Origin of the sequence: Rhodoplanes sp. P11 (genome assembly GCF_964266735.1) — a bacterium.
GTDB classification, from domain to species: domain Bacteria; phylum Pseudomonadota; class Alphaproteobacteria; order Rhizobiales; family Xanthobacteraceae; genus Rhodoplanes; species Rhodoplanes serenus.
In genome coordinates, this window is record NZ_CAXWGY010000018.1 from 135,511 (window position 1) to 156,700 (window position 21,190).

General features: G+C 71.1%; 22 protein-coding genes and 1 pseudogene. 13 read left to right on the forward strand and 10 right to left on the reverse strand.

Annotation, left to right across the window (positions count from 1 at the left end):
• Positions 1–58: 58 nt before the first annotated feature.
• Positions 59–850 carry a HugZ family protein gene (locus ACFQUV_RS17420; RefSeq protein ID WP_244601562.1) on the reverse strand — a complete coding sequence of 264 codons (792 nt, stop codon included), beginning with the start codon at positions 848–850 and terminating at the stop codon, positions 59–61.
• Between the two features lie 218 nt (positions 851–1,068).
• Between ACFQUV_RS17420 and ACFQUV_RS17425 the strand changes: the two genes are divergently transcribed.
• The 8 genes from ACFQUV_RS17425 to ahcY all read left to right on the forward strand — a co-directional run bounded on the left by ACFQUV_RS17425 (position 1,069) and on the right by ahcY (position 9,483).
• Positions 1,069–1,767, forward strand: coding sequence for a response regulator transcription factor (locus tag ACFQUV_RS17425; protein WP_111388579.1), 699 nt, complete (start codon positions 1,069–1,071; stop codon positions 1,765–1,767).
• 178 nt (positions 1,768–1,945) lie between these two features.
• Positions 1,946–3,967 (forward strand): sensor histidine kinase, encoded by a 2,022-nt coding sequence (locus ACFQUV_RS17430; protein WP_244601563.1) that lies wholly within the window; start codon positions 1,946–1,948, stop codon positions 3,965–3,967.
• Positions 3,968–4,056: 89 nt separating this feature from the next.
• Positions 4,057–4,518, forward strand: coding sequence for an HPr kinase/phosphorylase (locus ACFQUV_RS17435; RefSeq protein WP_244601564.1), 462 nt, complete (start codon positions 4,057–4,059; stop codon positions 4,516–4,518).
• A 239-nt stretch (positions 4,519–4,757) separates the two neighbouring features.
• Positions 4,758–5,159: a PTS sugar transporter subunit IIA gene (locus tag ACFQUV_RS17440; protein ID WP_111388789.1), complete on the forward strand. Its 402-nt coding sequence runs from the start codon at positions 4,758–4,760 to the stop codon at positions 5,157–5,159.
• A gap of 18 nt (positions 5,160–5,177) precedes the next feature.
• The gene (locus ACFQUV_RS17445) at positions 5,178–5,510 is read left to right on the forward strand and encodes an HPr family phosphocarrier protein (protein WP_111388790.1); all 333 of its coding nucleotides are present in this window, start codon (positions 5,178–5,180) and stop codon (positions 5,508–5,510) included.
• A 427-nt stretch (positions 5,511–5,937) separates the two neighbouring features.
• On the forward strand, positions 5,938–7,209 hold the full coding sequence (soxC, locus tag ACFQUV_RS17450) for a sulfite dehydrogenase (RefSeq protein ID WP_129608977.1): 1,272 nt from the start codon (positions 5,938–5,940) through the stop codon (positions 7,207–7,209).
• Entirely contained in the window at positions 7,202–7,780 is a 579-nt protein-coding gene (locus ACFQUV_RS17455; RefSeq protein ID WP_129608952.1) for a c-type cytochrome, read from the forward strand. The genes soxC and ACFQUV_RS17455 overlap by 8 nt, the downstream gene beginning before the upstream one ends.
• Before the next feature lie 266 nt (positions 7,781–8,046).
• The gene (gene ahcY / locus ACFQUV_RS17460) at positions 8,047–9,483 is read left to right on the forward strand and encodes an adenosylhomocysteinase (RefSeq protein WP_129608953.1); all 1,437 of its coding nucleotides are present in this window, start codon (positions 8,047–8,049) and stop codon (positions 9,481–9,483) included.
• A 389-nt stretch (positions 9,484–9,872) separates the two neighbouring features.
• Here ahcY and htpG read toward each other — a convergent pair whose 3' ends face one another.
• From htpG to ACFQUV_RS17475, 3 genes are all read right to left on the reverse strand, one after another.
• Positions 9,873–11,819: a molecular chaperone HtpG gene (gene htpG, locus ACFQUV_RS17465; protein WP_129608954.1), complete on the reverse strand. Its 1,947-nt coding sequence runs from the start codon at positions 11,817–11,819 to the stop codon at positions 9,873–9,875.
• Between the two features lie 187 nt (positions 11,820–12,006).
• Positions 12,007–12,186 carry a hypothetical protein gene (locus ACFQUV_RS17470; RefSeq protein WP_111388404.1) on the reverse strand — a complete coding sequence of 60 codons (180 nt, stop codon included), beginning with the start codon at positions 12,184–12,186 and terminating at the stop codon, positions 12,007–12,009.
• Positions 12,187–12,303: 117 nt separating this feature from the next.
• Positions 12,304–13,620 (reverse strand): MFS transporter, encoded by a 1,317-nt coding sequence (locus ACFQUV_RS17475; protein ID WP_129608955.1) that lies wholly within the window; start codon positions 13,618–13,620, stop codon positions 12,304–12,306.
• 213 nt (positions 13,621–13,833) lie between these two features.
• Between ACFQUV_RS17475 and ACFQUV_RS17480 the strand changes: the two genes are divergently transcribed.
• From ACFQUV_RS17480 to ACFQUV_RS17500, 5 genes are all read left to right on the forward strand, one after another.
• Positions 13,834–14,256, forward strand: coding sequence for a hypothetical protein (locus ACFQUV_RS17480; protein WP_129608956.1), 423 nt, complete (start codon positions 13,834–13,836; stop codon positions 14,254–14,256).
• 168 nt (positions 14,257–14,424) lie between these two features.
• On the forward strand, positions 14,425–16,590 hold the full coding sequence (locus tag ACFQUV_RS17485) for a protein-disulfide reductase DsbD (protein WP_129608957.1): 2,166 nt from the start codon (positions 14,425–14,427) through the stop codon (positions 16,588–16,590).
• A complete protein-coding gene (locus ACFQUV_RS17490) occupies positions 16,587–17,246 on the forward strand; it encodes a DsbA family protein (RefSeq protein WP_111387018.1) in 660 nt (219 codons plus the stop codon). The genes ACFQUV_RS17485 and ACFQUV_RS17490 overlap by 4 nt, the downstream gene beginning before the upstream one ends.
• Before the next feature lie 122 nt (positions 17,247–17,368).
• Complete coding sequence (locus ACFQUV_RS17495) at positions 17,369–17,635, forward strand: DUF4160 domain-containing protein (RefSeq protein ID WP_129608958.1); 267 nt, start codon at positions 17,369–17,371, stop codon at positions 17,633–17,635.
• Positions 17,628–17,897, forward strand: coding sequence for a DUF2442 domain-containing protein (locus tag ACFQUV_RS17500; protein ID WP_129608959.1), 270 nt, complete (start codon positions 17,628–17,630; stop codon positions 17,895–17,897). Before ACFQUV_RS17495 ends, ACFQUV_RS17500 begins: the two co-directional genes overlap by 8 nt.
• 104 nt (positions 17,898–18,001) lie before the next feature.
• On the opposite strand, the gene ACFQUV_RS17505 is transcribed toward ACFQUV_RS17500, so the two are convergent.
• From ACFQUV_RS17505 to lepA, 6 genes and pseudogenes are all read right to left on the reverse strand, one after another.
• Positions 18,002–18,337, reverse strand: a complete 336-nt coding sequence (locus ACFQUV_RS17505) for a type II toxin-antitoxin system PemK/MazF family toxin (RefSeq protein WP_129608960.1) — start codon at positions 18,335–18,337, stop codon at positions 18,002–18,004.
• Positions 18,328–18,564: an antitoxin MazE family protein gene (locus tag ACFQUV_RS17510; protein WP_111387021.1), complete on the reverse strand. Its 237-nt coding sequence runs from the start codon at positions 18,562–18,564 to the stop codon at positions 18,328–18,330. The genes ACFQUV_RS17505 and ACFQUV_RS17510 overlap by 10 nt, the downstream gene beginning before the upstream one ends.
• Before the next feature lie 165 nt (positions 18,565–18,729).
• Positions 18,730–18,852 (reverse strand): annotated as a pseudogene (locus ACFQUV_RS17515) (hypothetical protein); the annotation flags it as partial.
• 18 nt (positions 18,853–18,870) lie between these two features.
• Positions 18,871–19,065 (reverse strand): DUF2283 domain-containing protein, encoded by a 195-nt coding sequence (locus tag ACFQUV_RS17520; protein WP_129608962.1) that lies wholly within the window; start codon positions 19,063–19,065, stop codon positions 18,871–18,873.
• A complete protein-coding gene (locus tag ACFQUV_RS17525) occupies positions 19,062–19,325 on the reverse strand; it encodes a DUF4258 domain-containing protein (protein ID WP_129608963.1) in 264 nt (87 codons plus the stop codon). The genes ACFQUV_RS17520 and ACFQUV_RS17525 overlap by 4 nt, the downstream gene beginning before the upstream one ends.
• 24 nt (positions 19,326–19,349) lie before the next feature.
• Positions 19,350–21,161 (reverse strand): translation elongation factor 4, encoded by a 1,812-nt coding sequence (gene lepA, locus ACFQUV_RS17530; protein ID WP_129608964.1) that lies wholly within the window; start codon positions 21,159–21,161, stop codon positions 19,350–19,352.
• Positions 21,162–21,190: the final 29 nt, after the last annotated feature.

Below are 21,190 nucleotides of genomic sequence, written 5' to 3' on the forward strand. Positions count from 1 at the left end.
GCAGAAACATTTTTTGCATCCCGAAACAAATCCTCGCGCGAGCCGGCGCCGCCGCCCGTCAGCCGGCCCGCGCCGCGTCGGCGAGGCGCTTGAGCATGGCGCGCAGCGCCGCCGCCGTGGTGACCCGCTCGGGGAACGGCACCCGCAGGGTGAGATCGCCGCGGGCGAGGTCGAGCCCGTCGGGATCGAGCCCGGTCACCCGCCAGGGCGCCTCCGGATTGCCCTCGGGGGCGCCGGCCAGCCGCGTCGCATAGAGCCGCACCGCCTCGGCGTGGTCCTGGTTCATGTGGGCGACGGCGCTTTCCTCGGTCTCCAGCAGCTCGCCGGCCCCGGACAGGTCGGTCAGCACGTCCTCGGGGGCGAGATCGGCGGCGCGGGCGAAGCCGCCATTGAGATGGAAGGCGGCGACCATCATCCGCCAGACCGAGAAGTCCGGCAGGCCGGCATACAGCTCCGCCTTCGGGTGGCGGGCGAGGTAGCGGCGGCGCAGCGCCGGATCGTCGTCGCGCACGAAGCTGCCGAGCACGGTGAGGCGCGGATGGGCGAGCGGATCGCCCTTGCCGGTGGCGGCGAGAAGAATCGAGGAGCGGCCGTCGCGCTCCAGATTGGCCGTGTGGGTGGAGAGCCGCGACACCAGGATGACCGGCGCGCCGTCCGCCGCGGTCGCCACGTTGACCAGCGAGCCGAACGGATGCCCGGTATTGCGGTCGTTGGTGGCGAGCGCCCCGGCGCGGGTCGCACGCAGCCACCGCCGGGCCTCGGCGACCGGCTCGAAGTCCTCGGGAAGCTTGGCGTTTTCGGGCAGGCGCCCGGGCATCACGCCGGGTCGCGGAGGCTGGATGTCGGTCACGAACTGTCTCCTGCGGGCGAGGCCGCGTGATCGCCACCGTCGCGGCGGACACACACCGATCAGGCTCCCGGTATGGCGGAATTGCGTCCGACGCACTAGACTTAGGCCGCAGAGGCGCGCTCCCGTCCGCCCGGCCGTCGCCGGCCGAGTCACATTTCGGCCCAGCTTTGCGGGCTTCAAGGCCCGAAACGCTCGCCCGTTCACGCGAAAGAGGCCCCATGCCGACCATCGCGCTCGTCGACGACGACCGGAACATCCTGACCTCGATCTCGATCGCGCTCGAGGCCGAGGGCTACCGGATCATGACCTACACGGACGGCGCCTCGGCGCTCGACGGCTTCAAGACCTCGATGCCGGATCTCGCGATCCTCGACATCAAGATGCCCCGCATGGACGGCATGGAGACGCTGCGGCGCCTGCGCCAGAAGTCCGACGTGCCGGTGATCTTCCTCACCTCCAAGGACGAGGAGATCGACGAGCTGTTCGGCCTCAAGATGGGCGCCGACGACTTCATCCGGAAGCCGTTCTCCCAGCGCCTCCTGGTGGAGCGGGTGAAGGCGGTGCTCCGCCGCGCCATCCCCAAGGACGGCACCGCCCCGAAGGAGACCGATTCCGCCAAGGTGCTGGAGCGCGGCCTGCTCCGCATGGACCCGGAGCGCCACACCTGCACCTGGAAGGGCGAGCCCGTCACCCTGACGGTGACCGAGTTCCTGATCCTCCAGGCGCTGGCCCAGCGCCCGGGCGTCGTCAAGAGCCGCAACGCCCTGATGGACGCGGCCTATGACGACCAGGTCTATGTCGACGACCGCACCATCGACAGCCACATCAAGCGGCTGCGCAAGAAGTTCAAGCAGACCGACGACGAGTTCGACATGATCGAGACCTTGTACGGCGTCGGCTATCGGTTCAAGGAATAGCGCGCGTTTCCGAGGCTGCGCGGTCCGCTCCGGCGCCGCGGCGGAGCCGCTCGCCGAGCTGTCCGGTGACCGGCCGCGGCCGGCGGTGTCGCGCCGGACCCTAGAGGCGGCACCGAGACGCGACGCCAGAGACGCGACGCTGACATGCGACGCTGACACCCCGAGGGGCGCCCCGCCCGTGCTCGATCGATCCGCCGACCACGACCGCGCCACGCCCTCTCCCGCGCCCCGCACCGCGCCGCCGGCCGAGCGCCCCGACAAGGAGCCGATGCTGCACGGCCTGCTCGGCCGCGCCGCCCTGCGCCGCCTCGCCCGGCTGCGGCGCGCGGCACGCCGGCAGAAGCGCCGCCTCGCGGTCGCGGTCGCGCCGCTGTCCCGCGGGCTCGACGCCGCCGGTCGCGGCGTTCTCGCCGTGGTGGCGCGGACCGTCGCGGTGGTCGCCACCGTCGCGGTCCCGGTCGGCCGGGCGCTGCGCCTCGACCGCCTCGGCCGCGCCCTCCAGCCAGCCTGGAAGCTGTTCACGGCGCTGACCTTCTCCAGCCTCACCCGGCGCATCGTGTTCCTCAACGTCGCCGGCCTGCTCGCCCTGGTGGTCGGCATCCTCTACCTCACCCAGTTCCGCGCCGGCCTGATCGACGCGCGGGTGCACAGCCTGCTGGTGCAGGGCGAGATCATCTCGGGCGCCATCGCGTCGTCGGCCACCGTCGACACCGACACCATCACGCTCGATCCGCAGCGCCTGCTGGAGCTGCAAGCCGGCGAGAGCCTGAGCCCGTCCGACGACGTGCTGTTCGGCTACGAGTTCCCGCTCAATCCCGAGCAGGTGGCGCCGCTGCTGCGCCGCCTCGTCACCCCGACCAACACGCGCGCCCGCATCTACGACCGCGAGGGCGTGCTGTTCATGGACAGCCGCAACTTCATCGGCCGCGGCGACGTGCTGCGCTACGACCTGCCGCCGCCGAGCGGCGAAGGGCCGAACTATCTGCAACGCCAGCTCACCAAGCTGCGCCGCTGGCTGAGCCGCGGCGAGCTGCCGCGCTACCGCGAGCTGGGGCCGGAGGAGAACGGCCGCGCCTATCCGGAGATCGCCCAGGCCCTCAACGGCCAGAAGGGCAGCGTGGTCCGCATCGACGACCAGGGCGACGTCATCGTCTCGGTGGCGATCCCGATCCAGCGCTCGCGCGTGGTGCGCGGCGCCCTCCTGCTGTCGACCCAGGGCGGCGACATCGACCAGATCGTCGAGGCCGAGCGGCTCGCCATCCTCAAGGTGTCGCTGATCGCCGCCGGCATCATGTTCGTGCTGTCGCTGCTGCTCGCCGGCACCATCGCGGGGCCGGTGCGCCGGCTCTCCGACGGCGCCGAGCGGGTGCGCCGGCGCATCAAGACGCGGGTGGAGATCCCGGACTTCACCGGCCGGCGCGACGAGATCGGCCATCTGTCCGGCGCGCTGCGCGACATGACCAACGCGCTGTACAGCCGCATCGAGGCGATCGAGAGCTTCGCGGCCGACGTGGCGCACGAGCTGAAGAACCCGCTGACCTCGCTGCGCAGTGCCGTCGAGACGCTGCCGCTCGCCAAGTCGCCGGACAGCCAGGCGCGCCTGCTCGCCGTCATCGAGCACGACGTCAAGCGCCTCGACCGGCTGATCTCCGACATCTCCGACGCCAGCCGCCTCGACGCCGAGCTTCAGCGCAGCGATTCCGGCACCGTCGACCTGCGCCGCCTGCTCGCCACCGTGGTGGCGGTCGCCAACGAGGTGAAGCGCGGCAAGGGCGTCAACGGCGTCCGCGTGTCGCTCGCCTTCGAGGGCGGCGGCCCGCGCAGCTTCCAGCTCTCCGGGCACGACTCGCGCCTCGGCCAGGTGGTCCACAACCTGGTCGACAACGCCCGCTCCTTCTCGCCCGAGGGCGGCACCGTGCGGGTGACCTGCCGGCGCCGCGACAAGGAGCTGGAGATCACCGTGGAGGACGACGGCCCCGGCATCCGCCCGGACGCGCTGGAGAAGATCTTCCAGCGCTTCTACACCGACCGGCCCGACCAGGGCTTCGGCCAGAACTCCGGCCTCGGCCTGTCGATCTCCAAGCAGATCGTCGAGGCGCATGGCGGCCGCATCTGGGCCGAGAACCGGCTCGGCCCCGACGCCGGCGACGGCCCGGTGGTGCTGGGCGCCCGCTTCGTCGTCCGCCTGCCGGCGATGTGACCGCGATGACCCGGACCGGCGCCCCACCCGGCGTTCGGAACGCCGACCCGACCCGAGACGAAGCCCCCGCTCCGGCCCGGCGCTGCACCGTGATCCCCCCGAGCATCCACGCCTCGGCCGTGCTGGTCGGCGCCCGCGCGGTGCTGATCCGCGGCCCCTCCGGCGCCGGCAAATCGGTGCTCGCCCTGCGGCTGATGCAGGCAGCCGAAGGCCGCGCCGGTGCGCTCGCCCGCCTCGTCGCCGACGATCGCACCATGGTGGAGGCGGTGAACGGCCGGCTGGTGGTGCGTCCCGTTCCGGCGCTCGCGGGGCTCGTCGAGGTGCGCGGGCTCGGCCTGCGGCGACTGCCGCACGAGCCGGCCGCGGTGGTCGGGCTGGTGGTCGACCTCGCCGACCCGGACGCCGAGCGCCTGCCCCAGGACCATCACGCGGCGACCACCATCGCGGGCGTGCGGCTGCGCCGGCTCGGCCTGCCGCCCGGCGTCGACCCGCTCGCCGCCGTGCTGGCGGCCCTGGCCGACCCAGCGCGCGGCCCCGCCGACCTGCTCTGACCGGCGCATACCGGCCCGACCGGGCGCCCCCGACCCTCCTGCGTCCGATTACCCTTGCTTCACCGCGCGTCACGGGCTATCGGCGACGCCCCGGAGAGCGGATTTGCGCGATGCCGCGATCCGGTCCATCACTCCGGCGGTGTTCCCGCCGGGCGTGCGGCTCTTGCGCTCGGGCTCCGGGATGTCATGATCGCTTCGTTCTGTCGTGCGGCGCACCACGCGCGCCGCGGGGTGTTCCGATGATCGGCCTCGTACTCGTGACCCACGGTCGGCTCGCCGTCGAGTTCCGTGCCGCGCTGGAGCATGTGGTCGGCCCGCAGGACCAGATCGAGACCATCACGATCGATCCGGCCGACAATGTCGAGCAGCGCCGCCGGGAGATCATCGAGGCGGTGGGGCGGGTCGACACCGGCGACGGCGTCGCCATCCTGACCGACATGTTCGGCGGCACCCCGTCCAACCTGGCGATCTCGGTGATGAGCCTCCCCAATGTCGAGGTGCTGGCCGGCATCAACCTGCCGATGCTGGTGAAGCTCGCCAAGATCCGGGCCGAATGCCCCCTGGCCGAATCGGTGGTGGCGGCGCAAGAATCGGGGCGCAAGTACATCACCATCGCCAGCCGGGTCCTGGCCGGAAAATAACGGGACATGAATCGAGCGATGAGCGACGACATCGACTGCGACGGAGCGGCGGGTGCGGAGTTTCCGCCGCCGCGTCCGGGCGCGGTCGTACGCCTCATCCCGATCGTCAATCAGAAGGGCCTGCACGCCCGCGCCTCCGCCAAGTTCGTGCAGACGGTCGAGCGGTTCGAGGCCGACGTGTTCGTCACCCGCTGCGGCCAGACGGTCGGCGGCGACTCGATCATGGGCCTGATGATGCTGGCCGCCGCCCCCGGCACCACCATCATGGTGGAGGCGCTGGGCAGCGACGCCGACGCGGTCGTCGCCGCCATAGAGGAGCTGGTCGGCAACCGCTTCGGCGAGGACGAGTAGCCGCGCCGCCGCGGCTCGGTCGCTGGGAGCTGCCGTCGCGCTTCACGCCTGCCGAAGCGAATGCCGCTCGCCCCTGGTCCCTGCCGCAGCGCCCTCGCCCCATCCTCACGGCGCTTGCTCGGCGCGCCTGTTCTCGGGTCGTCGTTGCGGACATCAGAACGCGCGCCGCCGGCCGCCCTCGTTCCCTGCGAAGAAAGATTTTCTCTTCAGCGGCGCGATCGGGATCATCCAACCTCCAGAACCTGGTGAAACTACCTAGACTCCTCCCCGGGCGACCAACCATCCCCACGAGGAGTCGCGCGTGACCCACCCCCCTGTTCCGATCGACGAAAAAGCTCGGCGCCAGATCGACGGCATGATCGCCGCCGAGGCCCGCCACCTCGCGGCGCGGCGCGCCGCCGAAGACGCCTGCCCGTGCCAGGACGGCATGTTCCCGGCCGGCCCGGCGGCGAGCCGCCGGCGCTTCCTGTTCGCCGCCGGCTCGGCCGGAGCCGCCGCCGTGGCGGCCCCGGCACTCGCCCAGACGGCGCCGCCCGGCGCCCAGTACTTCGCCCCGCAGGCCGATCCGACCAAGGAGCAGGGCCGTCCGGTCGCCGGCGACGGCGGCTATGGCTCGCGCTCCCAGTTCGAGACCGAGGTCCGTTGGCGCTACCCGACCCCCAACGAGCACACCTCGTGGAGCATGACGCCGCTCGACCACATGCTCGGCAATCTCACGCCGTCGGGCCTGCACTTCGAGCGTCACCACGGCGGCATCCCGACGATCGACCCGAACCGGCATCTCCTGTTCGTGCACGGCCTCGTCGACGGCCCGCGCAAGTTCACGATGGCGGATCTGAAGCGCTTTCCGTCCGTGACCCGCCGGCACTTCATCGAATGCTCGGGCAACGGCCTCACCGAATGGAACAAGCCGACCCTGAAGACCGTGCAGGGCACACACGGCCTGCTCAGCACCTCGGAATGGACCGGCGTGCTGTTCTCCACCATCGCCCGCGAGGTCGGCCTCAAGGACGAGGCGGCCTGGGTGCTGGCCGAGGGCGCCGACGCCGCCGTGATGACGCGCAGCATCCCGATGGAGAAGATGCTCCAGGACGCCATCCTGGCCTACGGGCAGAACGGTGAGGCGATCCGTCCCGAGCAGGGCTACCCGCTGCGCCTGCTGCTGCCCGGCTTCGAGGGCAACACTCACATCAAGTGGCTGCGTCGCCTCGAGGTCAGCGACAAGCCGTTCATGACCCGCGAGGAGACGTCGAAATACACCGACCTGATGGCCGACGGGAAAGCCCGGCTGTTCACCCTGGAGATGGACGCCAAGTCGGTGATCACCTTCCCGTCCGGCGAGATGAAGCTGCCGGGGCCGGGCTTCTACACTATCGCGGGCTTCGCCTGGTCGGGCCGCGGCCGCATCCAGTCGGTCGACGTGTCGACCGACGGCGGCAAGACCTGGGTGCCGGCCCGGCTCGACACCGTCCCGGAGCCGATCTGCACGGTGCGCTTCAGCCTGCCCTGGACCTGGGACGGCAAGCCCGCCGTGCTCCAGAGCCGCTGCACCGACGAGACCGGCTACATTCAGCCGACACTGCGGGAGCTGGTCGCGATCCGTGGCGCCAATGGGCCTTTCGGCTCCGTCTATCACCTCAACGCCATCCAGAGCTGGGCCGTCGCGGCCGACGGGAGCATCACCAATGTGCATGCGTGATGGACTGCTCGCCGGCTTCGCGGCCGGCCTGCTCGCGGCCGGCGTGCTGGCACTGCCGGCGACGTCGCCGGCCGCCGCGGCCGAGGGCCGCTACGGCTTCGGCACCCCGGCCACGCCGGAGGAGCTGGCCCGCTTCTTCGCCATCCCGCCGGACGGCCGCGGCCTGCCGCCGGGCCGCGGCACCGTGGCCCGCGGCGCCACCGTGTTCGCCGAGCAGTGCGTGGCCTGCCACGGCGAGAAGCTGGAAGGCATCCCGACGCCGGGCATCGGCGGCGACAAGCTGGTCGGCGGCCGCGGCTCGCTCGCCACCAAGACCCCGGTCAAGACGGTGGAGAGCTACTGGCCCTATGCCACGACGCTGTTCGACTACGTGAAACGGGCGATGCCGTTCAGCGCCCCCGGCTCGCTGCCGGACGACGACGTCTACGCGGTCGTCGCCTACATCCTGTCGCAGGCCAAGATCATCGGGCCGGGCGACACCCTGGACGCCACCACCCTGCCCAAGGTGGCGATGCCCAACCGCGACGGCTTCTTCCCCGATCCGCGGCCGGAACGGCGACTCTATCGCTGACCGGGCCCGGGCGCACGAAGGCCGGGCGGGCGAAGGCCGAGGGCCGATCCGTCCGCCCGGCGGGCCTGTGGAGAGGATCGTCACCAACAGTTCGTGACCAGGATGGCGCGCGGGAACGCAGCCCCGGTAAGCGGCGATAAAGCACATAAAGAATTCTTTATATCTTCGTTGCGGGTGCCGGCCGGCCCTGCTATAGGGCACGCACGCTGCCCGCGGTCGCGAGACGCCGGGGCGCATGACGTTGTCACCAGCACCCAGGGATCTCCATGACCGCTTCGCCGAAAGCCGCCCCGCCCGTTTCCGCCACCGGCCCCGACTACGCCGTCAAGGACATCGGGCTCGCCGACTGGGGCCGCAAGGAGATCGCCATCGCCGAGACCGAGATGCCCGGCCTGATGGCGACCCGCGACGAGTACGGTCCCGAGCAACCGCTGCGCGGCGCCCGCATCGCCGGCTCGCTGCACATGACCATCCAGACGGCGGTGCTGATCGAGACCCTCAAGGCGCTCGGCGCCGATGTGCGCTGGGCCTCGTGCAACATCTACTCGACCCAGGATCACGCCGCTTCGGCGATCGCGGCCGGCGGCACCCCGGTGTTCGCCATCAAGGGCGAGAGCCTCGTCGACTACTGGGAGTACACCCACAAGATCTTCGAGTGGGCCGACGGCGGCACCCCCAACATGATCCTCGACGACGGCGGCGACGCCACGCTGCTGATCCACCTCGGCGCCCGCGTCGAGGCCGGCGAGACGGCGCTGATCACCAAGCCGACCAACGAGGAGGAAGAGGTGCTGTTCGCCGCCATCGCGCGGCGCGTCAAGGAGCAGCCGGGCTGGTACAAGAAGAACGCCGAGGCGATCCGCGGCGTCACCGAAGAGACCACCACGGGCGTGCACCGCCTCTACGAGATGCAGAAGAAGGGCCGGCTGCTGTGGCCCGCCATCAATGTCAACGACTCGGTGACCAAGTCCAAGTTCGACAACCTCTACGGCTGCCGCGAGAGCCTGGTCGACGGCATCCGCCGCGGCACCGACGTGATGATGGCCGGCAAGATCGCCATGGTGGCGGGCTTCGGCGACGTCGGCAAAGGCTCGGCCGCCTCGCTGCGCAACGCCGGCTGCCGCGTGATGATCTCTGAGATCGACCCGATCTGCGCCCTGCAGGCCGCCATGGAGGGCTACGAGGTCGTCACCATGGACGAGGCGGCGCCGCGCGCCGACATCTTCGTCACCGCGACCGGCAATCTCGACGTCATCACGGTCGACCACATGCGCCGCATGAAGGACCGGGCGATCGTCTGCAACATCGGCCACTTCGACTCCGAGATCCAGGTCCAGGGCCTGCGCAACTTCAAGTGGCACAACGTCAAGCCGCAGGTCGACGAGGTCGAGTTCCCGGACGGCCACCGCATCATCCTGCTGTCCGAGGGGCGGCTGGTGAACCTCGGCAACGCCACCGGCCATCCGAGCTTCGTGATGTCGGCCTCGTTCACCAACCAGACGCTGGCCCAGATCGAGATCTTCACCAACCCGGGCAAGTACGAGCGCAAGGTCTATACGCTGCCCAAGCACCTCGACGAGAAGGTCGCTCGGCTGCATCTCGCCAAGGTCGGCGCCAAGCTGACCCGGCTGTCGGACAAGCAGGCGACCTATATCGGCGTGCCGGCCGAGGGCCCGTTCAAGCCGGAGCACTACCGCTACTGAGCCGCGACCGCGCCGGTGCGTCGCCCGACGCGACGAGGTCGGAGCCGTCCCCCTCACCCCGACCCTCTCCCCGCGTGCGGGGAGAGGGGGCGCGTGCCATTCCACGGCATCGCCTGTCCTCGGCTCTCCGACTGACGGACCAAACGAGCGTTCCGCCGAACCGGGGCGGGCTCCGCACAGGCGAGCCCGTGCTTCTTTCACCTCTCCCCGCGTGCGAGGAGAGGTCGCCGCGCGGCGCGTCAGCGCCGAGAGCGCGGCGGGTGAGGGGACGCTTCCATAGCGACGGGACCTTCTCCGATCACCGAAGGACCCTCTCGCCGAGGCTCGCCCCTCACCCCGACCCTCTCCCCGCGTGCGGGGAGGGGGCGCGCAGACGCCGTGCCGCCCGATCAGCGCGCCACGCCGCGCACCACCAGACGCTCGAGCCGGCGCGCGAAGGCGGCGGGATCGTCGGGCAGCTCGCCGTCGAGGATCTGCGCCTGCTCCAGCAGCAGCAGCGCCAGATCCGCCGCCTCGTCGGCGTGCCCGGCGGCGCTCTCCCGCGCGAGGGCGCCGACCAGCGCGTGGCGCATGTTCAGCTCCAGCACCGGCTTGAGCCCGGAGGCGCGGTTCTGCTTGGCGAGCAGCCGCTCCAGCTCGCGGTCCGGCCCGAAGCCGCCGGCCACCAGGCAGGCGGCGCTGTCGGTGAGCCGCTGCGACGCCTTGACGTCCGACACCTTGTCGCCGAGGGCGAGCTTGACGGCGGCGATCACCGCCGCCTCGTCCACGGCCGCGTCAGCGGCCGTCTGGTCCGCCTCCGGCTTCGCCGTGTCGGCGAGCGGCACCAGGCTGAAGTCGACCTCGCCCTGGCTCAGCGACTTGAAGCCCTTGCCCTGGAAATCCAGGCGCAGCGACGTCCACAGCGCGTCGACCGGGTCGGTGAGCAGCAGCACCTCGATGCCGCGGGCACGCGCCGCCTCCAGCTTCGGGTTGGCCTTGAGCCGGTCGATGTCCTCGCCGACCAGATAGTAGATCTCGGTCTGGTTCTCCCGCAGGTCGGCGACATACTGGGCGAGCGAGCGCCCGCTGCCGGCCGTCGAGGTGAACCGTGCGAGGCCGAGGATCGCCTCGCGCCGCTCCGGCTCCTCGTAGAGCCCTTCCTTGATCACCGCGCCGAACTGCTCCCACACGGTGGCGAACCGCTCGGGCTCCTTCGTGGCCAGCGTCTCCAGCTCGGCCAGCACCCGGCCGGTGATGGCCTTGCGCATCGCCGCGACCTGCGGGTTGTTCTGGAGCATCTCGCGCGAGATGTTGAGCGGCAGGTCCTCCGAATCGACGACGCCGCGCACGAAGCGCAGCCACGACGGCAGCAGGCTGGCGTCGTCGGTGATGTAGACGCGGCGGACATAGAGCTTGAGGTGGCTCTTGCGGGCCGGATCGAACAGGTCGAACAGCGAGCCCGACGGCACGAACAGCAGCACCGCGTAGGACTGGCGCCCCTCGACACGGTAGTGCAGCGTCATCGCCGGCTCGTCGAAGGCGCCGCAGATCGAGCGATACGCCTGCGTGTAGTCCTCCGGCTTCAGCTCGGACTTGGCGCGCTGCCACACCGCGCTCGCGGTGTTGACCTGGCGCGGCGCCGCGTCGCTGCTCGCCGCCTCGTCGGCGGGCTTGCCGGCGTCCGTCTTGCCGGCGTCCGCCTCCAGCATGATCGGGAACTGGATGTGGTCCGAGTAGGCGTGGACGATGCGCTCGATCTCGTGGGCGTCGAGGTACTTCCTCGCGTCCTCCTTGAGGTGCAGCACGATCTCGGTGCCGCGCCGGACGCGGTCGGCGCGCGCCGCGTCGGCCGCCTCGATCTCGAAGCCCTGGGCGCCGGTCGAGCGCCACACCCACGCCTCGGCGGCGCCGGCGCGGCGGCTCGTCACCTCGATACGGTCGGCCACCATGAAGGCGGCGTAGAAGCCGACGCCGAACTGGCCGATCAGCCCGGAGCCGTCCTTGGCGGCGGCGAGCTTGCCGATGAAGGCGCGGGTGCCGGAGCGGGCGATGGTGCCGAGATTGTCGATGAGCTCCTGGCGATCCATGCCGATGCCGTTGTCCGACACGGTCAAGGTGCCGGCGGCGGTGTCGGGCCGGAGGCGGATGGTCAGGGCGGAGTCGTCGGCGAGAAGCTCGGGCCGGGCGATCGCCTCGTAGCGCAGCCGGTCGCAGGCGTCGGAGGCGTTGGAGATCAGCTCGCGCAGGAAGACGTCGGTCTCCGAGTAGACGGCGTGCACCATCAGGTGCAGCAGCTCGGCCACCTCGGCCTGGAAGGCATGGGCCTCGCGGGGAGTGCGCGTGTCGGTGTCGGTCATGGCAGCCACTCGAAACGGTCGATGCGATCGATGGATCGACCGGATATAGCGGCGAAACTCCGAGTGGCAAGAACTCCGGGTGGCAGGAACTCGGGGCGGCAAGGCGGCGAACCGGCGCCGGGCCGGCCGGCGGGTGACGCACGGCCGCGGCGATGCGGTCGGGCGTCCTCCGGTGGTCGATCGCCGCTTAGTAGATCGAGCCCTTGGCGCGGTCGAACAGCGCCTCGTCGGCGGGCTGCACGGTGCCGTGATCGGACTGAACCGTCATGGCGGTGTGGTTGCGAGCGGCGGCCTGGACGTCGACGCCGCTGGTGGCGAGCATCGCGAGGAGGCCGAAGGCGAACAGGGCGATCTTGGTGAAGGTCATGACGAAGCTCCTGATGTGTCCTGATGGGCGATCATCGCCGCACCTGTCCCCAAGTACGCAGGAGCCGGCCGGGATTTACGCGACGGCCGATCACGAGATCGTCGATGCCTCCTCGCGTTAACCTGACCGATCTGTGAGGTCGGAGGCCCGTAACAAAGGCGACTCGGTCGTCTGCCGCAGCCGCCGGCCGACCACCAGCACCGCGGCGGCCGAGACGCCGAGCGACACAGCGACCAGGGCGAAGCCGGCGCGCGGGCTGCCGGTCAGCTCGATCGCGGTGCCGACGATCGACGGCCCGAGAAAGCCGCCGAGATTGCCCACCGCGTTGACGAGCGCGATGCCGCCGGCCGCCGCCGTGCCGGTGAGGAAGACCGGCGGCAGCCCCCAGAACGGCCCGAGGATGGCGTAGATGCCGACGGTGGCGAGGCCGAGGGCCGCGAGTGACGCCAGCCCCGCAGGCAGCGCCGCGGCGGCCGCGATCGCGACCCCGGCGACGAGCGTCGGCACCGCCACGTGCCAAACCCGCTCGGCCCGGCGGTCGCTGCGCCGGCCCCACCACAGCATCACGGCGGCACTGGCCAGATAGGGCACGGCGGTGAGAAGGCCGACCGCCCCGATCGAGAAGCCGGCGGCACGGACGAGCTGCGGCAGCCACAGGCCGACCCCGTAGAGCCCGACCACGACGCCGAAATAGGTGGCGCAGAGGAGCCACACCCGGCCGTCCACGAGCGCCGGCCCGAGCGCCGCGTGAACCCGGCCGGCGGGCCGCGCCCGTGCGGCGGCCAGGCGGGCCGCCACGGCGGCGCGCTCGCCGTCCGTCAGCCAGCGGGCGGTCGCCGGCCCGTCCGGCAGCAGGGCCAGCACCGCGAGCCCGAGCCCGCAGGCCGGCAAGCCCTCGATGATGAACAGCCACTGCCAGCCCTTCAGCCCGAGAAATCCGTCGGCCTGGAGGATCAGGCTCGACAGCGGCGCCCCGATGGCGCTCGCCAGCGGCACCGCCATCATGAACAGGCCGACTTGTCGCGACAGCCGCGCCGGCGGGAACCAGTAGGTGAGATAGAGGATCATGCCGGGCAGGAAGCCGGCCTCGGCGGCGCCGAGCAGGAAGCGCAGCACATAGAAGCTGGTCGGCCCCTGCACGAACGCCATGGCGGCGGAGACGAGCCCCCAGGTCACCATGATGCGGGCGATCCAGACGCGGGCGCCGACCCGCTCCAGGATCAGGTTGCTGGGGATCTCGAAGGCGAAGTAGCCGAGGAAGAACATCCCGGCGCCCCAGCCGTAGACGGCGGGCGAGAAGCCGAGATCGGCGTTCATGGTCAGCGCCGCGAACGAGACGTTCACCCGGTCGAGAAACGCCACCAGGTACAGCACCATCATGAACGGGATCAGCCGGAGGGCGATCTTACGGTCGAGTGCGTCGTCGGAGGTCATCGGCGGTCCTCGTCGCGCGGGTCGTCGTCGCGCGTGTCGTCGTCGCGCGTGTCCTGGGCGCGCCGCCCGCGAGCTACGCCGAAGCGGGAGGCCGACGCAACCGCGATGGCGACCGCGCCGACCGGGCGCTGCCGGCGGCGTCACAGAATCGCCGCTTCGACCGGCCACGGAGGAGACTGGATACGGCCCACCGGGCCGAGCAGCCGAGGCGGCATGACGCGCGGTTTCTCACACGAGCGAACGCCCTCCGGGCCGCAGGCGCGCCGCGCTGTCTGGCGCCGCGGCCTCGCCGTGGTGCTGGCGCTGGTCGTCGGGATCGCTGCGACGCTGGTGTCGCCGCCGCCCCGGCTCGCCGCCGCGGCGCACGCGCCGGCCGATGCCGTCATCCTCCTCGCCGCCTCGCCCGCCGCGCTCGGCGCCGCCCAGGACCCCGACCGAACGCCGTGCCGGCGCGCCACGCTGCCCGGTCCGGCCACGAGCTGCGGCGTCGCGATCGCCTGGCTCGCTCCCGCCGCCGTCGTCGACGCCGTCCCGCCCCCCACGGCGGCGACCCGGCCGGTGTGGTGGCGTGCGGCATCGCTGACGCCGCAGAACCTCGCCGCCGCCATCGAGCGCCCGCCCCGCCGCGGGGTGTGAGCGGCACGCCGCCGGGCAGCCGGCCCGGCCCCACTCCGATCGTCCCCCGTCGTCACATCAGCGCGCGTCCGCGCCTGCCCGCATGCCGTCCGTCGTCCGCATCCGGCCCGCCCAGGTCCGGTGTCGGGCGCGAGGCGTGCGGCGGCCCGACCGCGAACGAGAAGGCCCATGCTCACACGTATCGTCGTCGCGGCGGCGCTCGCGCTCGCCGTTCTGGCTCCGGCCGGTGGCGCCGGCCCGGCCGGTGCCGAGCCCGCCGCCGCGCCGCCGCCCGCCGACTGGATCGGGCCGGCCGCCGGGCTCGGCAGGCCCGAGTTCACCGCGCGCCTGGTGACCGGCGGCACCGATTCATCCGATCCGTCCGTCGTCTGGCTCGGCCTTCAGGTCCGGCTCGGCCCCGGCTGGCACACCTACTGGCGCTCGGCTGGCGATGCCGGCGCACCGCCCGAGTTCGACTGGAGCGGCTCCGCCAATGTGGCGGACGTCACGGTCGAATGGCCGGCGCCGCGCCGCATCACGGTCGCCGACTTCGACTCGTTCGGCTACGAGGACGAGGTGGTGTTCCCCGTGCGGATGCGGCGCGCCGATCCGCAGGCATCGACCCGGGTGTCGCTGTCGCTCGCGCTGTATGTCTGCGCCACCATCTGCACCCGCAACGATCTACGCCTCGACACCGTGGTGCCGCCCGGCGAGGCGGCCTCGGCCGACGCCGAGCTGATCACCGCGTGGCGCCGCAAGGTGCCGGCACGCGACGCCGTGGCGGGCCTGTCGATCGGGGCGCTGTCGCTGGAGCGCGAGCCGCCGCGGCTGCGCGCCGAGGTGCGGTCGAGCCCGCCCCTCGTGGCCGCCGATGCCTTCGTCGACGGCGACGACGCGATCGCGGCCGGTCGGCCGCAATTCACCCCGGGCGACGGCGGCGTCACCGTGCTGACGCTGCCGCTCGACGGTCTCGGTGACGGTGGCCCGACACGGCCGCTGCGGCTGACGCTGGTCGACGGCGCCCGTGCGGTCGAGGCGGTGCTGGCGCCGGTCGTAGGCCCTGCCCCGGTCGCCGCCGCCGCCGTGGTGCCCCCGGCCTCTGCTCCCGCGGCACCCGTGTCGGCCGATGGAGTATCGCTCGTCGCCATGCTGCTCGCCGCGCTGCTCGGCGGGCTGGTACTCAATGTGATGCCCTGCGTGTTCCCGGTGCTGTCGCTCAAGCTGCTGGCGCTGGCCGGCCACGGAGCGGAGCCGCACGCCGTGCGGCGTGGGCTCGTCGCCTCGGCGCTCGGGGTGGTCGCCTCGTTCCTGGTGCTGGCCGGCGTGCTGGCGGCCCTCAAGGCGGCCGGCGCCCAGATCGGCTGGGGCATCCAGTTCCAGCAGCCGGTCTTTCTGATCGCCATGGCGATCGTGCTGGCGCTGTTCGCCGCCAACCTGCTCGGCCTGTTCGAGGTGAGGCTGCCGATGGGCCTCGCCGGGGTCGCCGGCCGGGCCGGGGGCGGCCACGGGCCGGCCGCACAGTTCGCCAACGGCGCCGTGATGACGCTACTGGCGACGCCGTGCTCGGCGCCGTTCGTCGGCACCGCGGTCGGCTTCGCGCTCGCCCGCGGGCCGGCCGAGATCGTCGCGGTGTTCGCGGCGCTCGGCCTCGGCATGGCGGCGCCCCAGCTTGTGCTGGCGGCGGTGCCGCGGCTTGCCCGCCGCCTGCCGCGGCCGGGGCCGTGGCTCGACAAGGTCCGGCCGGTCGCCGCGGTGGCGCTGCTCGGCACCGCGGCCTGGCTGCTCGTCGTGGTCGCCGAGATCGCCGGCGCCGCGACCGCCCTGACGGTGGCGGCGGTGCTCACCGTCGCCCTGCTGGCGGCCGGGCTGTGGCGCGGCCGGCTCGCCCGGGTCGCCGCCGCAAGCCTGGCGGCCGCGCTCGTCGGCGTCGTCGTGCTGACCGGGGGGCGGCTCGCGCCCGCCGCCGCCGATGCGCCGCAGGCGGTGGAGTGGCGGCCGTTCGCGCCCGAGGCCGTGCAGGCCGCGGTGCGCAGCGGGCGCACCGTGCTGGTCGACGTCACCGCCTCCTGGTGCATCACCTGCAAGGTCAACGAGGCGCTGATCCTCGACAGCGCCGCGATCCGCCGGCGGCTCGGCACCGACGTGGTGCCGATCAAGGGCGACTGGACCCGCCCCGACCCGGTGATCGCCGCCTATCTGGGCGGCTTCGGCCGCTACGGCCTGCCGTTCAACGCGGTGTTCGGGCCGGGTGCGCCCGACGGCATCGTGCTGCCCGAGCTGCTCACCACCGACGCGGTGCTGGCCGCCTTCGACCGCGCCGCCACGCCCGCTCTCGCCGAAAGGACCGACCGATGACGAACCATCACACCACCCGCCGCACCCTGGTGCTCGCCGGACTCGCCGGCCTCGCCGCCGCGCCGATGCTGCCCGGACTGGTGACCGCGGCGGCCGCCACCGAGGGCGACGTGCTCAGCCGCGACGCAGTGCTGCGCGATCCCGATGCCCCGGCGGTCGGCAACCCCAAGGGCGACATCACCATCGTCGAGTACTTCGATTACCAGTGCCCCTACTGCAAGACGGTGCATGCCGAGCTGAAGCAGGTGATGCGCGACGACCCTAAGGTGCGGGTCGTCTACAAGGACTGGCCGATCTTCGGCGGCCCGTCCGGCTACGCGGCGCGGCTGGCGCTCGCATCCCGCCGTCAGAACAAGTACCTGGAGGCGCACGAGGCGCTGCTCGGGGTCAAGGAGAAGCTGAGCGAGGAGAGCGTGCGCACGACGCTCGCCGGGGTCGGCGTCGACGTCGAGCAGGCGCTCGCCGAGCTCCAGACGAACCGCACCGCCATCGAGGCGGCGCTGACGCGCCACCACACCCAGGCGACCGCGTTCGGGTTCAGCGGCACGCCGGCCTTCATCATCGGGTACTTCCGGGTGCCCGGGGCGCTCGATGCCGCGACCTTCAAGCGCGCCATCAAGGACGCCCGCGCGGCCGCCGCCAAGGGTGCCAAGTGAGGTGGACGTGAGGCTGCCGGCGGCTGCCGCGGTGTGTCGCGCGCCGCGGCGGGGCGGCTCGTCGGTGGCGCGAGGTTTTGCTACCGTGGTGCGATCGCTGGATCGCCCCGGAGCCGAGCCCCGTGCCGACGATCGCGTACTTTCTCGGACTGTCGGTGCGGATGTTCTTTAACGGCCACGAGCCTCCGCACGTGCATGTCCGACATCAAGGTTTCCGAGCGCGCGTCATGATCGCCGACGGCGCGATCATCGACGGCCACCTGCCGCCGACCGTTGCACGGATCTTGCGTGATTGGACTGCCTTGCGTCGTGACGCGCTCATGCGAAACTGGCAGGCGGCCCGGGAGGAGGCCCCGTTGGAGTTCATCGGAGGTCTTGAGGATGATTGACGTCATCGGGCTACGCCGGCTCGGCGACTATCGACTCGAACTCGCGTTCTCCGATGGAACGATCGGGGTTCGCGACTTCTCCTTCGTGCGGCAGAAGTCCGGCCCGATGGCGGAGCCGCTGAAAGACCCGGCTTACTTCGCCCGCGTGATCATCCACGACGGGGCGCTGACCTGGCCGAACGGCTACGACTGGGACCCGATCGCCCTCCACGACGAGATGCAGGCGGCCGGCCTGCTGCGGCCGATCGCGGCAGCGGAGTAGGGCGGAGTAGACCGGCATCGTCGCCCAGGCCGAGCGCCGCGAAGCCCGGGGGCATCGGGGTCGTCGGCGTTTGTCACATCGCGAGCGCGCCCGGTGTTTTGGGCTCAGCCGGCCAGGCCGAGCACGACCATCAGGGCTCGATCCAGCCGCTCGATCGCCGCGGGGTCGAGCGCCCCGAGGGCGCGGCGGATTCGATCGCGGCGGATCGGGGCGACCTTCTCGATCATGATCTGGGACGTGACGCGCAAGCCGTTGGCGACGGTCGCCTCGATCACGGGTCGCAGGCGAGGACTATCCCGAACAACGGACGACATCGGACAGACCAGCACCGTCGTGGTCTCGTCACCGAGGTCGTCACTCTGAACCACGACGGCCGGGCGTGGCTTTCCGAGATCGCCTTGCGCGACGATCAGCACCACGTCGCCGCGCTTCACGTCCATTCGCTCCAATCCACGACGGCATCGATCCAGTCGTCCACGGAGGCGTTGTCGGGATGCTGCGACAGGAGCGCCGCCTCGCGGTGGATTTCGTCACGCACCTTCGGATCACGCAGGTCCGGGACCCAGCGCTGGACGGGCCGGAGACCTTCCGCACGCAACCGCTCGCGCCGCGCCTGCATCCGCTGGCGCGGGCTCTTCGGCGGCGGCTTCTTCGGGCGGGCGGGCATGGGCGACTCCCCAGACGGCGTAACATGTTACGCGAACGGAACGGTATGGGCAACAGCCGGCGTCCTCTGACCGATCGCGGCGGCGGAGCTACGCTGACCGCAAGCTACTCGGCCGCGTCGGCGTTTTTCGCGTCCGGCAGCGGTGCGCTCAACCAGGCGCCGGGGTCAGACCTTGCCGAACTGGCGCATGCGCGTCTTGCCCTCCTTCTGCTTGTCGAGGAGCTTGCGCTTGCGGGTGATGTCGCGGCCATAGCACTTGGCCGTCACGTCCTTGCGGAAGGCCCCCAGGTCTCCCGACACACCACGTCAAGCAGCCTTCCCGAGCAGCTCCGGCGAGAGCTGGGCGCGGGCATCGAGCAGCTCGATCCCGACGATGCGGCCCTCGGCGTCGTAGTCGAACACGACGTCCGGCGCCACTTCGGCGCTGTCGAGGACTTTCTCCTGCGACAATCGAATGTACGCCGCATTGTCTTCGGGTCGATACTTTACCGTCGGTGTCATGTCGGCTCCCGGGCGTTCCTGTCGAAGAACACCGTCAGAACACGAATGTCCTGTTCAGTCTCGACGCAAGCGACGCGGAGGACGCGACCGCCGAATTCCGGAATCCTGCGAAATCTCCGCTCCACACCGGCCCGCCTCGGATCGCCCTCGACCCACTCGGGTTCGGCGACCGTGCTCTCGATCCAGGCGCGATCCAGCTCACGTTCGAGAATAGCGTCCTCGGCGTGACGGGTGAAGCGGACGGGCTTGCGGTCAGGCATGCAGGGTCGAGCGCAGCTCGCCCCTCACACATCCACCTTCAACGCGGCAATGAAAGCTTCCTGCGGGATGTCGACCTTGCCGAACTGGCGCATGCGCTTCTTGCCCTCCTTCTGCTTGTCGAGGAGCTTGCGCTTGCGGGTGATGTCGCCGCCGTAGCACTTGGCCGTCACGTCCTTGCGGAAAGCCCGCACCGTCTCGCGGGCGATGATCTTGGCCCCGATGGCGGCCTGGATCGGCACCTGGAACATGTGCGGCGGGATCAGCTCCTTCAGCTTCTCGCACATGGCGCGGCCGCGCCCTTCGGCACGGGTGCGGTGGACCAGCATGGACAGCGCGTCGACCGCCTCGCCGTTGACCAGGATCGACATCTTGACGAGATCGGCCGGCCGGTAGTCGGTCAGGTGATAGTCGAACGAGGCGTAGCCCTTCGACACCGACTTCAGCCGGTCGTAGAAGTCGAACACCACCTCGTTGAGCGGCAGCTCGTACTTCACCATCGCCCGGTTGCCCACATAGGTCAGCTCGGTCTGCACGCCGCGGCGGTCCTGGCACAGCTTCAGCACGCTGCCGAGATAGTCGTCGGGGGTCAGGATGGTGGCCTGAATCCACGGCTCGTGGATCTCGTCGATCTTCACCACGTCCGGCATGTCGACCGGATTGTGGATCTCGATCTCCTTCCCGTCCGTCATGGTGATCTTGTAGATGACGCTCGGCGCCGTCGCGATCAGGTCGAGATTGAACTCGCGCTCCAGCCGCTCCTGGATGATCTCCAGATGCAGGAGGCCGAGGAAGCCGCAACGGAAGCCGAAGCCGAGCGCGGCGCTCGTCTCCATCTCGAACGTGAAGCTGGCATCGTTGAGGCGCAGCTTGCCCATGGCGGCGCGCAGGTCCTCGAACTGTGCGGCGTCGACCGGGAACAGGCCGCAGAACACCACCGGCACGGCGGGGCGGAAGCCGGGCAGCGGCGTCGCGGTCGGCTTGCGCTCGTCCGTGATGGTATCGCCGACGCGGGTGTCGGCCACCTCCTTGATGGACGCCGTGATGAAGCCGATCTCGCCGGGGCCGAGGCCGTCCTTCTCCTGCATCTTCGGCGTGAAGACGCCGACGCGGTCGACCTCGTAGGCCGCATCGGTCCCCATCATGCGGATGCGCTGGCTCTTGCGGATGGAGCCGTCGACGACGCGCAGCAGCACGACGACGCCCAGATAGGCGTCGTACCAGGAATCGACGAGGAGCGCCTTGAGCGGGGCCGAGGGGTCGCCCTTGGGGGGCGGCAGGCGGGTGACGATCGCCTCCAGCACGTCCGGGATGCCGATGCCGGTCTTGGCCGAGATCAGCAGCGCGTCGTGAGCGTCGAGCCCGATCACGTCCTCGATCTGCTGCTTCACCTTGTCGGGCTCGGCGGCCGGAAGATCCACCTTGTTGAGAACCGGCACCACCTCGTGATTGTTGTCGAGCGCCTGGTAGACATTGGCCAGCGTCTGCGCCTCGACCCCCTGGGAGGCGTCGACGACCAGCAACGATCCCTCGCAGGCGGCGAGCGAGCGGTTGACCTCGTAGGCGAAGTCGACATGCCCGGGGGTGTCGATCAGGTTGAGGACGTAGTCCTTGCCGTCCTTGGCCCGGTAGGCGAGCCGCACCGTCTGGGCCTTGATGGTGATGCCGCGCTCGCGCTCGATATCCATCGAGTCGAGCACCTGCTCCCGCCCCTGCATCTCGCGCTCGCTCAGCGCCCCGGTGAGCTGGATCAGCCGATCGGCGAGCGTCGACTTGCCGTGGTCGATATGGGCCACGATCGAGAAGTTGCGGATGGTGTCGATGGTCTGGGCGCTCATGGGCGCGAGATATCATTCGCCCCGAGGGG

Coding starts and splice junctions, on each gene's coding strand:
- ACFQUV_RS17485 (WP_129608957.1), top strand. CDS start 14,425: ATGCTCACACGTATCGTCGTCGCGGCGGCGCTCGCGCTCGCCGTTCTG.
- soxC (WP_129608977.1), top strand. CDS start 5,938: ATGTTCCCGGCCGGCCCGGCGGCGAGCCGCCGGCGCTTCCTGTTCGCC.
- ACFQUV_RS17510 (WP_111387021.1), bottom strand. CDS start 18,564: ATGCCCGCCCGCCCGAAGAAGCCGCCGCCGAAGAGCCCGCGCCAGCGG.
- lepA (WP_129608964.1), bottom strand. CDS start 21,161: ATGAGCGCCCAGACCATCGACACCATCCGCAACTTCTCGATCGTGGCC.
- ACFQUV_RS17525 (WP_129608963.1), bottom strand. CDS start 19,325: ATGCCTGACCGCAAGCCCGTCCGCTTCACCCGTCACGCCGAGGACGCT.
- ACFQUV_RS17490 (WP_111387018.1), top strand. CDS start 16,587: ATGACGAACCATCACACCACCCGCCGCACCCTGGTGCTCGCCGGACTC.
- ACFQUV_RS17480 (WP_129608956.1), top strand. CDS start 13,834: ATGACGCGCGGTTTCTCACACGAGCGAACGCCCTCCGGGCCGCAGGCG.
- ACFQUV_RS17520 (WP_129608962.1), bottom strand. CDS start 19,065: ATGACACCGACGGTAAAGTATCGACCCGAAGACAATGCGGCGTACATT.
- ahcY (WP_129608953.1), top strand. CDS start 8,047: ATGACCGCTTCGCCGAAAGCCGCCCCGCCCGTTTCCGCCACCGGCCCC.
- ACFQUV_RS17500 (WP_129608959.1), top strand. CDS start 17,628: ATGATTGACGTCATCGGGCTACGCCGGCTCGGCGACTATCGACTCGAA.
- ACFQUV_RS17475 (WP_129608955.1), bottom strand. CDS start 13,620: ATGACCTCCGACGACGCACTCGACCGTAAGATCGCCCTCCGGCTGATC.
- ACFQUV_RS17470 (WP_111388404.1), bottom strand. CDS start 12,186: ATGACCTTCACCAAGATCGCCCTGTTCGCCTTCGGCCTCCTCGCGATG.
- ACFQUV_RS17455 (WP_129608952.1), top strand. CDS start 7,202: ATGCGTGATGGACTGCTCGCCGGCTTCGCGGCCGGCCTGCTCGCGGCC.
- ACFQUV_RS17440 (WP_111388789.1), top strand. CDS start 4,758: ATGATCGGCCTCGTACTCGTGACCCACGGTCGGCTCGCCGTCGAGTTC.
- htpG (WP_129608954.1), bottom strand. CDS start 11,819: ATGACCGACACCGACACGCGCACTCCCCGCGAGGCCCATGCCTTCCAG.
- ACFQUV_RS17425 (WP_111388579.1), top strand. CDS start 1,069: ATGCCGACCATCGCGCTCGTCGACGACGACCGGAACATCCTGACCTCG.
- ACFQUV_RS17505 (WP_129608960.1), bottom strand. CDS start 18,337: ATGGACGTGAAGCGCGGCGACGTGGTGCTGATCGTCGCGCAAGGCGAT.
- ACFQUV_RS17445 (WP_111388790.1), top strand. CDS start 5,178: ATGAGCGACGACATCGACTGCGACGGAGCGGCGGGTGCGGAGTTTCCG.